The sequence below is a fragment of the uncultured Bacteroides sp. genome (assembly GCF_905207245.1).
Taxonomy (GTDB): Bacteria; Bacteroidota; Bacteroidia; order Bacteroidales; family Bacteroidaceae; genus Bacteroides.
The window spans coordinates 119,801-134,221 of record NZ_CAJLKP010000006.1 but is presented as its reverse complement, the minus strand read 5'-3'; the positions used below and the strand labels follow the sequence as shown (position 1 = coordinate 134,221).

The 14,421-nt window shown below is 42.4% G+C and carries 6 protein-coding genes; all 6 read right to left on the bottom strand.

All coding sequences use genetic code 11. The features are described from left to right. Positions 1-81: 81 nt before the first annotated feature. Complete coding sequence (locus QZ135_RS03630; RefSeq protein WP_294606019.1) at positions 82-3,453, bottom strand: glycoside hydrolase family 2 TIM barrel-domain containing protein; 3,372 nt, start codon at positions 3,451-3,453, stop codon at positions 82-84. A 62-nt stretch (positions 3,454-3,515) separates the two neighbouring features. Next, entirely contained in the window at positions 3,516-4,760 is a 1,245-nt protein-coding gene (locus tag QZ135_RS03625) for a glycoside hydrolase family 88 protein (RefSeq protein WP_294606017.1), read from the bottom strand. Positions 4,761-4,886: 126 nt separating this feature from the next. Next, entirely contained in the window at positions 4,887-6,560 is a 1,674-nt protein-coding gene (locus tag QZ135_RS03620; protein ID WP_294606015.1) for a RagB/SusD family nutrient uptake outer membrane protein, read from the bottom strand. A gap of 12 nt (positions 6,561-6,572) precedes the next feature. Beyond that, positions 6,573-9,350 carry a SusC/RagA family TonB-linked outer membrane protein gene (locus tag QZ135_RS03615; protein ID WP_294606013.1) on the bottom strand — a complete coding sequence of 926 codons (2,778 nt, stop codon included), beginning with the start codon at positions 9,348-9,350 and terminating at the stop codon, positions 6,573-6,575. 31 nt (positions 9,351-9,381) lie between these two features. Then, entirely contained in the window at positions 9,382-11,244 is a 1,863-nt protein-coding gene (locus QZ135_RS03610) for a RagB/SusD family nutrient uptake outer membrane protein (RefSeq protein WP_294606012.1), read from the bottom strand. A gap of 12 nt (positions 11,245-11,256) precedes the next feature. Continuing rightward, the gene (locus tag QZ135_RS03605; protein WP_294606011.1) at positions 11,257-14,406 is read right to left on the bottom strand and encodes a TonB-dependent receptor; all 3,150 of its coding nucleotides are present in this window, start codon (positions 14,404-14,406) and stop codon (positions 11,257-11,259) included. Between the last annotated feature and the right edge of the window lie 15 nt (positions 14,407-14,421).

The following is a 14,421-nucleotide window of genomic DNA, read 5'->3' as shown; positions in this document are numbered from 1 at the left end:
AGCTACAGGCTACAAGCTACAAGTGCCTTTCGGAACATAGCGCAGCTACTTGTAGCTTGTAGCCCGTAGCTCGTAACTAATTCAATAATTGTAGCGAAGTGACCGGTCTAAATCATTTCCAGCCTTCACCGGCACAAATGTGAAACCCCACTCATAGTTTTGATTAGCAGGTATCGTATATCCGGGTTGCACTTTTGCCCCCCAGCTATCATAGCCAGCTACTCCCTGTTGTCTCATATCAACGCATACCTCCACAAAATCCCGGAAAACAATGTCATTAACATGGGTCATTTTTCGCAGGACATTTCTGGCTTCATCCATATTGTGGTCCTTAATCTCTTCCGGAGAGCGATTCCGCCATTGATATGGGTGTGATGAGTCTTCCGAATCAAAATCTTCTACTGCATTTCTCAATGCATTGAACCCTATTGTCCGTTCCGCCTGTATCAACAGACCACAACCGTTCTTTTTCGTTAAAGCAACCCAGCGAGTATCTGTGCGATGTCCATTTTCCTGAGGACGCACATAGTCTACATACATGTCATCAGCAGTTGTTTTATAGCGCCCCACCATAGTTCCGGCATTACGATCTATATAATTTTCTTCCGGTCCACGCCCAAAATATTCTACTATATTCATGTCCTGTGGTATGCGGAAACGCACGCCGATACGAGGCACTTCAAGCAGATTCTTCTTTTCCTGCTTTTTGCCGGGAGTATAAGTAGCAAGATGAGTATCTTCCAGGATATCAGTTTCTACTGCATTCTGATTGGTTGCAATAAACTTCACCGCTACATTTATCACTCCATCCGGATATATATTATAATCTATCAGATATTGGTTGCCGGCCGGTAAGTCATAAACTACTCCCACGACAGCATTCTTTCCTTCCATTTTTACAGAAGCATTACTTATTTTAAAGTTATGGCTTGAAGTTTTCCATATCTGCAAACGCTTTGGATTTGTATTACCATAATCATTATCATTGGGCGTACGCCAGAAATTAGGTTGTACTCCAAATTTTTTATCAAAATATTCAACGCCATTCACTTTGTAGGAAGTAACCATCCCCGAAGTACGGTTAAATTCAAAGTATACTTTAGAAGAAGAAACAACTAAGTTATCCCCTTCTTCCTTCCAATCTAAAGTCGGGCCAGTCGTTTTATATGCTATTCTGTCAACTTCTGTTGGTAATCTGAATTGTTCATAAGCTATTTCATACCCTACCGGTATCAATGGCTCAGGCTGATTAGTGACTACACTAAAATGTACAAAGTATTCCACTCCCACTTTTCCTCTCACATCCTTCACAGGAATAGAGAATTCTTTTTCGGTCTGCGGAGCTACATCCAAAGTCAGTTTTCCTTTTTTCACAACAATGCCATTAGCACGCAATTCATACTGGATGGTATATTTTTTCAGATTTGTAAAGTAGAAGCGATTAATGACTTTATACTTACCAGTGGCTATATCAATAGCATTAAAAGCAACATTCTGATGTACATATTTCACTTCTGCTATAGCAGGATGCGGTTTACGGTCGGGGCCAACCAAACCATTGCAACAGAAATTACCGTCACTCGGCATATTTACACCATAATCACCTCCATATGCCCAGTACTGACGCCCTTTTTCATCCGTCCTTAATAATCCTTGATCCACCCAGTCCCAAATGTATCCGCCCTGAAGATTGGGATATTTATAAATTTCTTTCCATTGGTCCCACAAATTACCATTCGAATTACCCATGGCATGAGAGTATTCCGAAGGAACCACCGGACGGTCGGAACCTGTTTCTCCAATATATCTCAGCCATTCTGCACTGGGGTATTGCGGCACATACATATCCGAATTCCACTCCCACTGTGCCCGTTCATAATTCACAGGCCTATTCATCAGGTTTTTATCTTGCTCTTTCACCCAAAGATATGTCTGATAGAAATTGTATCCATTGCCAGCCTCATTTCCTAAAGACCAGAATGTAACAGAAGGATGGTTCTTATTACGTTCATACATATTCATCGTACGATACATATGCGGCTTCAGCCATTCCGGGTTGTTACCTAATGTTCCGCCTCTGCGCAAATCATAATACATTCCATGTGATTCTATATTAGCTTCATCATATACATACAGTCCGAATTCATCACATAATTCATAAAAGCGGCGATCTTGCGGATAATGACAGAGGCGAACCGTATTTATATTATTACGTTTCATCAGTTCAAAATCCTTGCGCATCAACTCTTCCGTCACATAGTGACCTGTCCGTTCATCATGTTCATGGATATTGACTCCCTTCAATTTTAAAGGTTGTCCGTTAATCATAAGTACTACATATGGCTTTCCATTCTTAGCTTTCTGATTTATTTCTCTGATTTCAATTCGTCGGAAACCAACATTAAAAGGAATAACCTCAGTCACCTTATCTCCTTCTTTCAGTGTAATCAACAGTTTATATAGATTGGGAGATTCAGATGTCCAGGTTTTTACTTCCGGTAGGTTTGCATCAAATGTAACAGTCTGGACACCCGTACCTTTTACATTACAATCCCCTGTGGACGTAACAACTGCCTTTCCGGAGGATTTGTCTATCAACTCGTAAAGCACCTGCAAGTTTTTACCCGCCGGAACATTATTACGGATATCAACAGCCAACTTAAAAATACCATTTGTATAACTATCATCCAAGGTAGAAACCACTCGAAAATCTTTCACTGCCGTTTTGGGCTGAGAATAAAGGAAGACGTCACGTTCAATGCCACTCATACGCCAAAAATCCTGGCATTCCAGATATGAACCGGTACTCCAGCGAAATATCTTCAGAACCAGTGTATTCTGACCATCCCGTATATATTTATTTATCAAAAATTCTGCAGGATTTTTGGAATCCTCATTATAACCGACTTCCTGCCCATTTAAATATACATAGACACCGGATTTAGCTCCTGCTATATGCAAATAGATATCGCGTGACATCCAATCTTCCGGAATTGTTATTTCCCGACGATAAATACCCACCGGTATATCATCGGGCAACTGTGGAGGTTGTGGATTGAGTGCCTTAAATTCATATCCGTGATTGGTATAAATAGGTATACCATATCCTTGCGCCTCCCAGTTTCCAGGAACCTGAATATCATTCCATCCTTTCATCTCAGCTACCGTTTGAACAGCATCCGCAGGTAAATTATGATGTGAATCCGAATAATAGAATTTCCAGGTTCCATTAAGCAACTTATAATACTTACTGCTTTCATATTTCCCACTCAATGCCGCCTGACGGGTATCATACGTCATGAAAGCTGTACGGGGGGATTCCCTATTCACGGAGACAGTCTGTATGTCCTGCCAATAAGGGAGAACATGCGCAGGCTTTTCGCCGGCATTTGCTACTACTGCAGAGAGACTTAATATACAAGCTCCCAATAAAGCCATTCTACTTCTATTCATACTATTAGATTATGTTACACAGATAATTTGCAAATTAAACTAATTTTTCAATATAAATATACTCAATTATTATCTTTTTTGCCCTTTATTTTGTCCTCATATCTCATCAAAGCTTCCAAATAATAATAATCAGCATATACCAAAGGAACATCAATCTCTTCGCCATGCGGTATACTTCCTACACTATGCATCAATATAAAATTGCAATTCGTATCCGGTTCCGCCAGATAGGCGGGAGAAGAAAGAGACTGTAGTATGTGTATTGCTGCAGCATTATATTTTTCCCCCTCTGCCACATAATCCGCCAACTCCAGAAAGGCAGAGGCCGCAATCGCCGCCGCCGAAGCATCACGCGGTATAACTTTATACTTTTGCGGATCATAATTCCAGTCAGGTACATATCCCTCCTGACCAGCATTAAAGTCCCAATATGGTATTCCATCTTCCGGCAAATTCGGATGATTCAGCCAGAAATCAGCCGTATGAACAGCCATCTCCAAAAAATCTTTTCTATGAGTCTCACGATAGGCCATCGTGTACCCGTAAATGGCCCAAGCTTGCCCACGAGCCCATGCTGAGTTATCAGAAAATCCCTGGCAGGTGGCCCGATTCAGCACCTCCCCTGTTTCTTCATCATAATTAACAACATGATAATTACTATAATCTTCACGGAACTGATTCCTGGCCGCTGTCTCGGCATGCCGATTAGCTATTTGAGCATAAATGGAGTCTCCAGTCACTTTGGTGGCAAAATACAGTAGTTCCAAGTTCATCATATTGTCAATAATAACCGGATAAAACCACTCATCTTTGCCATTCCATGCTTTCCGGTAATTCCACGACTTGATACTACCTGTTTTTTCATTAAAACGAGTACACAATGAGCGGGCTGATTCAACCAGAATATCCTTATAAGCCTCATTCCCAGTCAAACGATATGCATTTCCAAAACTACAATACATCAGAAAACCAATATCGTGATGATTAGTCAATTTCTTTAAGGGTTCAAGTGCCTCTGTCCATTTCAAGGCAGCATTTTTCCAGTTTTCCTTACCTGTATATTCATATACATACCACAAACATCCAGGATAAAATCCCTCTGTCCAGTCATTTTTATGAGTTACCCTGAGTTTACCATCCTTGCCTATCGTACGAGGATAGTCAGTTGTTTCAGGCACAACCTTTAACTGATTCGATAATTGCTGTTCCGCCCGGTCAAACCCACGTTTTACAAATTCTGTATTCTCTCTTCCGCTACATGCAATCAACACTAATACCGATATGCATAAAATGTAAAATGCTTTCATTATATATCTTTTATATCTTTTTACAACAGTACATTTTGTTCCACCCTTAATTTCTATTTTCGTCATCGTTTCTATAAAAAGGCCACGCCTATATTACCATCGGTGTGGCCTTTTATATGAATTTGATTATTCCCAGCCAGGATTCTGATTCAGATTCTTATTTTTAAAGAGCTCTGTATTTGCTATCGGATAAAAATACAATTTATCACTTATCTTTCTGGAGTCTAATGTAAACTTTTTATAGTTCACTTCATCGCTATCTTTTGTGATTTTCACTCCATAAATATCTTTGGATTCATCCAACTCTTTCCAACGGCGAAGATCCCAAAAACGGTGCCCTTCAAAAGCAAGCTCTATTCTACGTTCATTTTTCACACGTTTCAAGAACTCTGTAGGAGACAGAGTCCCCGGTAAAGCGGGCATATTCACCCCTGCTCTGCCACGGACCGCATTCACAGCTGCCAATGCACTCATACCACATTTATCCGTAGTATGGTTGATATCACCATAAGCATTCACCATAGCCTCTGCATAGTTCAGTAGCACTTCTGCATAGCGGAACAACACCCAGTTGTGATGAGTCGCCGCCGAAGAAGCCCCTGCTTCAAAACTGATACTCTTATCCACGTACTTACGCAGATAGTAACCGGTAGATGTAGCGTTGGTCAAAGGCAAACCATTGGCACCGCCTTCATAAATCTCAACGGGGTTCGCAGCCGGCCATGCCATGCCATTATGTACAAGGGTCAGATAGAAACGGGGATCTCTGCCTGCATAAGGATTCTTGCTCATTTCCTCATTATTCCAATCAAACTCCTCACCTGTTGCCATTTCAAATGCACTTGCCAGATTTTCCGTCGGACAAGTGGTTGTCTTACCACCGGTTACACCCATAGGAAAATTAGCAGCCTCAAAACTTGTGCTTGTTCCTGTAGGACGTACCAAAATCATTTCACTACTTGCTGTATTGGTTGCACCGAACAAATTAGAGAAACTGCCATCCAATTTATATCCTAAAGTAGAACTCTGTCCGATAAGCTCATATGCAGCTTCGGCAGCAGCCACCCACTTATTCTTATCATTACTTGTATTAAACAACGGACTGGCTGCATACAAAGCAACACGTGCTTTCAAGGCCAGGGCGGCACCTCTCGTGGCACGACCTAATTCACTGCCAGGCATCTTCTTATAATCTACAGGGAGCTTTGCTGAAAGTTCCGTACACTCAGAAATGATAAAATCAAAGATCTGTTCTGCCGAAGCAGGTTCCGCCACATTAGCTTCCTCCTGAGTCACAACCTTAGTTATCAGAGGTACATTCTGATAACGTCTTGTCAACTCAAAATAGAAATAAGCACGCAGAAAACGAATTTCATACTCAAAATTAGGATAAGTAACCATCCAGTTATCATAATCATTCGTATTTTCCCATGTTTCAAACTTCAATCCGGTTAGATTATCCAAATAGAAATTTGCATCATGAATGCCGTTGTAATAATTGGCGAACTGATCATCTACCGTATAATTAGGCGACCAAGTGCCATTTACAAAGCGCTGTATGGTGGATGATTCATAAATATGAACGGCATCATCTGTCGCAGCATCCAGCATGGCACCATCGATATTACAAAAGTTTGAAGGCAGATAGCCATAAACATCCGTCACAAATTGCTTAACGCGATTATAGCTCCCCTGAATTTCCTTCAAAGAGTAATAATCCGATTCATTGCAATCCATAAAATCACAGGATGCCAACAAACTGACAGATACAAGTATTGTAAATAATTTCTTTAATTTCATAACATTCATTTTTTAGAAAGATAAATTAAATCCGAAGGCATATTGAGTCATAGTAGGGTGCTCGGCACCAATGGACTCCGGATCACGAAGGTCGATTCCATCCAGGCAGAACAAGTCATGTCCACGGGCAAATACTTTCACGCCGGCCAGGAAACCTGTTTTCTTCAATAATCTGGTTGGGAAGTTATAATACAATTCCAATGTTCTCAACTTCAAAAAGGAGGCATCCGTTACCCACATAGAGTTGGTATTGTAATTATTGTCCGATCCGGAATAAGTCAGGCGCGGCAAAGTTCCATTCGGATTTGTTTCACTCCAGCGGTTTTCCCAATAGTAAGTAGAGATGGTATTGTTGCTTACAATCGGGCGATAAATACTTGCAGTATTCAGTATCTTGCTATAGTTACCTACCCCTTGAAACAGCGCATACACTCCAAAACCTTTATACTCCAATCCTAAATCAAATGAATAATAGATTTCAGGACAAGTGGCATTGTAACCCAAAGGCACCTGATCGTAAGCGTCAATCTTATTATCACCGTTCTGATCCTTGAACATCAAATCACCCGGACGTACATTACCTAATAATTGTTCCACGCCACGATTGTCTATTTCATCCTGAGACTTATAGATTCCTACTACCTCATAACCGTAGATTTGATTTAAAGAATTCCCGGTACGTTTCAGATAGTCATAGGGACGGTATTCTTCATTCTGATTCTTAATCTTGTTGCGGGCAAAAGTGAACTGTCCGCCCAAATGGTATTTTACATTTCCAATTTTATCATCCCAAGCTAAAGAAGCCTCAACACCCTTATTATCTACCACACCATTATTGATCTTCGGTACAGACATACCAAATATCTGAGATACGGAACCACCGTTGCTCACCAGAATATCCGTACGATGATCATAGAATGCATCTAATGTTACCGATAACTTGTTCCAAGCTCTAAAGTCAACCCCGACGTTCAGTTTATGGGATTTCTCATAAGTCAAACCGTCAATCCCCATTTGAGTGTACTTCATACCGGATGATGAAGCGGGCACATTAGTGGCATTCTGAAAATAGAAAGAATTTCCACTACCATAAATATCCTGAAACAGATTTACGCTATAATCAGCACGACCGGAAATACCATAGGAAGCCCTGACTTTCAAGAGATTCAACCAATCTTGCTTCATAAAATCCTCTTCAGACAAAATCCAACCTGCACCAATTGCCGGAAAAATCCCCCAGCGGTCGTCCGGATCAAGTATACTGGAAGCTGAACCGGATAGCGAGAAGTCAACCAGATAGCGATTATTGTAAGCATAATGCGCACTACCCACTACGTCCATAAATGCACGTCCGGAGTTCTGGCTCTTTGTTTTTGCCTTATCCATTGAGTAAAGCAGGGTTGCATTCAAACTATGTTTGTTCCACTGCTTTATATAATTGGTATAAAACTCCAGATTAAAATGAGTGGCAACTGACCCTACACTTTTCGAAAAGCCCAATGTACCTTCATTACGAAGGGTGGAATAGCTCTTCTCACCGGTAGCCAAATCAACAGAAGCTGATTCATAGCCAAAATTCTTGGTATTGTTATCCCAATAAGAGGCTGTGTTATCTATACCTACTTTAAAGCCTGCTGTCCAACCGGGCAATATGGCAGACAAATCCTGCTTCATGTGTACATCTGCATACATGGCACGCGTTTGAGACCGTGCATATCCTCTGCCGGAAATAAGAGCGACCGGATTGTTGGAATAGTTAGTCGTACCTCCCCATATTCCTCTGTCCGTTTTTACCGGGAACGCGCCCGAAGGCACCTGGAACAATGCAGAGAAAATATTATCCGTACTCTCACCGGGACGATTGTGTTCTGTAAAGTTACCCAATAAATTCAACTGTACAGTAGTCGTCGGAGTGACTGTAATATCCAGATTTGTACGAATATTCAATCTTGAATATTTCAATTGTGTTGAGTAACCATCGTTATCCGATGTAGGTTTCAGTATCCCCCGGTTATCCAGGAAGTTCAGCATTGTATAGTAACGCACAAACTTACTTCCTCCCTGTGCCGTGAAATTCACATTGTCCCCATAGCTCATATCTCTCAGGGATTCATCCATCCAATCCACATTCGGATAAACGCCCGGATAAGTCTGATTCTTGAATGCATCCAATTCTGTGTTTGAGTAACGGGGAGCCAGCCCATCGTTCCTCATAGCCTCATTCAAAGCAGTGGCATACGTATAGCCATCTGCAAATTCAGGCAAGCGTTTAGGAGTTGCCATATTGAACTCATAGGAAAAAGTTATCTTGGGGGCACCTACAGTTCCCCGTTTGGTTTTTACAAGAATGACACCATTGGCACCACGTATACCATACAAACTGGTAGCCACTGCATCTTTCAGTACACTTACGGATTCTATTTCCTCAGAGCTTAATTCATCAATCGAGCGTTCGAAGCCATCTACCAATACCAGCGGACTATTGGAGTTTAAAGAACCGTTTCCACGTATATACAGTGTTGCACCGTCTTCCCAAACAGTTCCGGATTTCTGCAGCACCGTCAGTCCGGGAAGTGTACCAAACAACTGGTTAGACGGTTTAATGCTATTCTTATGTGAGAGATTTGAAGTAACAGAGATTGCACCGGTCATCTCCTTCGTATCGAGAGCGACAGAACGTCCCAGTTCTATCACCTCATTATTCTGACGGACTGACAATGTGTCTTCCTGCGCCATCACGCCAAGTGAACACAACACACCAGCCAAAAATATATTGAATCTTTTATTCATAATCGTTTTTCATTTCTAATTTCCAGAAATATTATTCCCAACCCGGATTCTGTACCAATCCGTATCCTTTGTTCACCTCGTCCTGCGGGAAGGCACTAAAGTACCAGATAGAAGAGAATCCGCCGGCATTCCACCAAGCACGGTTTCTATCCGTTTCAGCCAGAGAGAAAGGTTCGCAAATATACGTACCATCTTCTTTGTTCTTATATACATTCAGCCCATGCAAAGGTGTAGTGAATTTATCTTCCATCTTCCAACGGATGAGGTCGAAGAAACGCACCTCTTCATACCCAAACTCACATGCACGTTCACGAAGAACCGCTTCGCGGAATTGTTCTTGCGTCATACCTGTTTTCAAACCTCCCAGACCTACACGTGCCCGTACATCATTCACACATTGATATGCCTGACCGGTAGGACCGCCATTATATTCATTCAGAGCCTCTGCATAACTCAAATAAAGTTCTGCGATACGCAGGTGTGGCCATTGGATAACATGCCCGCTCAGTTCACTACCACGGTCCAAGCCCCACTTACGGCAAGCCAACCCGGTTTTCAGGCTTAAGCTATGCATCGCTCCTTGTCCCCAGTCCTTACCTTTTGGATAATTGGTTTTATCATTGGGATATTCCTGAGTTAATTCCACAGTTCTTCCCTGATAAATATCGCCATCCAGGATGAAGGTCTCACTCAAACGAGGATCACGGTTAATGAACGGATTGGCAGCATGTTCAGGGTTATTCCAGTCAAAGTCCGAACCGTCAGCCATCGGAAACATATCAAAATATTCTTTGGTAGGATTATAGCCTCCCCAACGAATGGCATTCCACAGTACCAATTGTCCGGCACTCAAACTTGCCGAATAGATATTCCGGTGTACAGAAATCAAGGTCTCGGTAGTTCCACGATCAAAATAAGCATTACGGAAAGCATAACGGTATTCATTAGGCGAAACATCATTTTTCTGCACCAGGCGATAAAAACCATTCTGACTGAGAGCATTGAAGAAAGCTTCACAAGCATCTACAGCCTTTTTCCAACGTTCACGGTCGTAATTGCCAAACCAAGTCATGTGCTGGTTTGAAGCTTCACCGGCAGCATAAGGCTGATCGCTGTTTAGCAGTGGACTTGCTACAAACAGTAATACTCTTGCTTTCAGTCCGTAAGCACCGGCCTTAGTCAGACGACCGTCCCACTGTGCCATGTCTTCATCCGAAATTCTCCATGGAAAATCCTGGCAAGCTATGACATCATCCAAAAGCCCAATGATGAAATCAACCGTCTCTTGCAAAGTTGCACGCTTAGGCATTTCGTCGTCGGCTGCAATCACCTTATTTACAATAGGCAACCCGCCATAATGACGCAGCATGTGTGCATAGTAGATGGCAACAAGCATTTTAGCTTCCGCTTTCAAGCGTTCTTTTTCTGTCTGAGCCATATCGGGCACACGGTCTACATTATTAAAAAGTATCCATGCGTGACGAATGGCCGACCACATGTGAGTCTCGCTTTCATTAAAACGAATCTTAGTAGTCATATAAGTTGCTCGCGGAGTATTCTCGACAGAGGAATTATAACTACCGGAATAATAGACACGCTGAACGCCGGAATATCCTACATTGTCGCAATTCAGGTCGGTAAGCCCCTCAATAGTACCCAGCCACATAGTAGTCCAATAGCCACTGGTTTCCAAGCCGTAAGGCAAATACTGATAGCTATACGACAATACGCGACGGGCATACTCTGCCGTAGAGAATACGGTATCAATCGTAACATCCGTACTGGGTGGCTTCTGCAGGAACTTATCCCCGAAAGCCAGGTCCTCGCACGCCATTGTCACAAACAGGCCTAAGGCCAATATTATAACGTGAAAATGCTTTCTTATATTTTTCATAATAACTGTTTATTAAAATCCTATTTTTAAACCGAAATTCACGACTTTAATCAACGGATAAGCACGTCCATCCGGATTAGATTCAGGGTCACAGAAATCCAGGTCACTAAATGTCAAAAGGTTATATCCTGAAAGAGACAGACGCAAAGAGCTGATACGGAATTTCTGTAACAACACCTTCGGGAAAGAATACCCTACCTCAATATTCTTCAGACGAATATAAGAAGCATCACGCAGCCATAAATCCGAATCTTTGTAATTATTGGTCTTACTGCCGCTCAAAGAGATGGCAGGCGCTTTTGCGCTATTACCTTTTTCAGGTGTCCAGGCATCATCAATCATATATTGAAGAAGTGAATTCGTACCCGTCTCTCCGAACGGAGTACGATAGATGCGACTTACAAGACGGGAAGTCTGGAATGCACCAGCCCATGTCATGCTCAAGTCAAAACCTTTCCAGGAAAATCCCAATTGCATGTTACCATTTAAAAGCGGATAAGTAGGATAGCCGATAGCCGAAATATCGTTTGCATCGATCTTACCATCCTTATTCAGGTCTTTGTACTTCACATCTCCGGCTATAGGTGAGAAACCAGAACCATGATCGGGAATACCATTCTCTTTTCCTTTCAGAGATTCATAATTAGCAGCATCCTCTTCTGTAAAGAAGCCATCGTTTACATAACCGAATTGCTGTCCTACAGGACGTCCGGTTTCACACATCCATTCATAAGGCTGGGGAATCTCATCCTTGTAAATTATCTTATTCTTGGCATAAGACCAGCTTGTACCGATATAGTAACTGAAATCTCTTATCTCATCTTCCCAACGTGCAGTTACTTCGAATCCCTTGTTATCCACTTTACCCATATTTACAATAGGCAGGGAAATTGCCAGATAACCGGGATTCACCTGACGGGAAATCAGAATGTCTTTGCGGTGCTCTATGAAATAATCCAATGAAGTTTTCAGGTGGCTATCGAAGAAATGCAGGTCAATACCGTAATTCTGTTTAGCTGAAGTTTCCCAAGTTACATCGGGATTTCCAATCTTCGACTCTTTGGCCCCCGGAAGGAAGTTATTGGTGATAGAACCAAAGCTGTAGATACCGGTGGTATTATTACTTCCCGCAGTACTGATGATATAACTGTCAGGCAGATAAAGGAAGCGTGACCCGTCTGAAACAATATCGTTACCCACAATACCATAAGATGCGCGGAACTTCAGATAGCTGACATAGGGTTTCAGTGGCTCCATAAATTTCTCTTCCGAAATAATCCAACCGATTGAACCTGCAGGGAATGTACCAAAGCGCTTTCCTTCTGCAAAGTTCTCCGAACCGTTATAACCAATACTGAGGTCCAACAGGTAACGGGTATTATAATCATAAGTGGCGCGTCCCACAAAACCTACATAACTACGGGGAATACCAGTATTCTTACTTGGATAATATTTCATTGTCTGATTATACATAGCCAAAGCAGACACATGATGCAGGCCAAAATCTCTCTGATAATTCAAAGCACCTTCAAGATACCAGTCGCGCGACTGTCCTGTTTGCTGTACCCAGCCCATTGTTTGTGCTTCCTGTATCTTTCTAATCAAAGTCTCACCACCTTCCGTGAGATAAGCCTCATATTGGTCAGCCTTTCCTTCACGACGACGGTTGTCAGTTACACCACTATTATAGGCTCCTTTGATATGCGCCTTCAGACCTTTTGTCAGGACATCGAGTTTCTGTTCCAGAGAAAAGTCGAAGTTAATCACATTTCCACTGGTTGTATTGTATCCTTTACCATAATAGGTATTCAGACCGTCATTAATCACACCAAAATTACCGAATACCTGCCGATTGACCGAAACCCATTTACCATCTACAATACCGGCACCCGAAAAAGGAACGGCACTGTAAATGTTATCATACAAATAAGAAATATCAGTATAAGTACCATTGTTATAGTTGGGTTCTGTTTTATCAGTCAGACGGCCTCCTAAATTAATCTTCATAGAAGTCGTTTTCGTCACATCTATATCCATATTAATACGATAGTTGTAGCGGTTATAGTCGAAGCCGCGATCGTTTTCATGGAATGTTTCGAAAAGTCCCTTCTGAGTAAATACACCTAATGAGGCAAAATAGCGTACACGGTCGGAACCACCGGAAATAGTCATGTTATGCTGTGTCTGTAATGCCGAATTCTTAATCAACAGATCCGTCCAGTCCGTATCAGCGTAAAGAACCGGATTGCTATGCGTTCGGAAACCATCCAGCATTGTATCCGTAAACATCAGTTTATCTTCGGCCACACCATCACGCCGTTGGGCAGCATTATACGTCATGGCATAGTCGTAGCTGTTGGCAAAGTCCGGAATATTGGTTGGCATCTGAAGGCCTGCACTGGTTGAGAAAGTAATCTTAGCCTTGCCGGACTGTCCACGCTTCGTTGTCACCAGAATAACGCCATTGGCACCACGCACACCAAATACTGCCGTAGCAGAAGCATCTTTCAATACGGTGATGTCTTCCACCTCATTGGGATCCAGTTGGGTGAACGAACGTTCCACTCCATCAACCAGACACAAGGGGGCCGACAAACCGGTAGACAAAGAACCGACACCACGTACATACAGCGCAGCATCATCAGCACCCGGCTGGCCACTGCTCTGTACACTGGACAATCCGGGAACTTTGCCACTCAATGCGTTGGCAATACTTCCTACCGGAGATTTCATAATTTCATCTGATTTCACTGAGGATAAAGCACCGGTAACGGTTACTTTCTTTGTTGTGCCGTAAGCTATGACTTGTACTTCCTCTAATAATGTAGTACTCTCAGTCATGGAAATCTTCAGTTTGCTCTCGCCTTTGTAGACAATTTCCTTGTCTTCGTATCCCACAAAAGACACCACAATGGTAGCGCCAACCGGAACACTCAACGTGAACTTACCGTCCATGTCCGTAATCTTACCTATCTGGGTACCCTTTACCCTGACAGTAGCACCAATAATCGGGCCCAGGTCATCAAGAACCTCTCCCGTCACGACTTTTTCCTTACTCTGTTGTGTCGCTGCTACAGCATCGGAACGATTCTCGTTTCCGATACTCTTGCCGGGACAGACAGCAAAGAAAGTAAAAATCAAAAGCCACAATTTGTTTTTCATAAAAAAGTGATTTTG

Excerpts from the sequence above, each read along its gene's own strand:
- QZ135_RS03630 (WP_294606019.1), bottom strand. The coding sequence starts at position 3,453 with ATGAATAGAAGTAGAATGGCTTTATTGGGAGCTTGTATATTAAGTCTC.
- QZ135_RS03615 (WP_294606013.1), bottom strand. The coding sequence starts at position 9,350 with ATGAATAAAAGATTCAATATATTTTTGGCTGGTGTGTTGTGTTCACTT.
- QZ135_RS03610 (WP_294606012.1), bottom strand. The coding sequence starts at position 11,244 with ATGAAAAATATAAGAAAGCATTTTCACGTTATAATATTGGCCTTAGGC.
- QZ135_RS03605 (WP_294606011.1), bottom strand. The coding sequence starts at position 14,406 with ATGAAAAACAAATTGTGGCTTTTGATTTTTACTTTCTTTGCTGTCTGT.
- QZ135_RS03625 (WP_294606017.1), bottom strand. The coding sequence starts at position 4,760 with ATGAAAGCATTTTACATTTTATGCATATCGGTATTAGTGTTGATTGCA.
- QZ135_RS03620 (WP_294606015.1), bottom strand. The coding sequence starts at position 6,560 with ATGAAATTAAAGAAATTATTTACAATACTTGTATCTGTCAGTTTGTTG.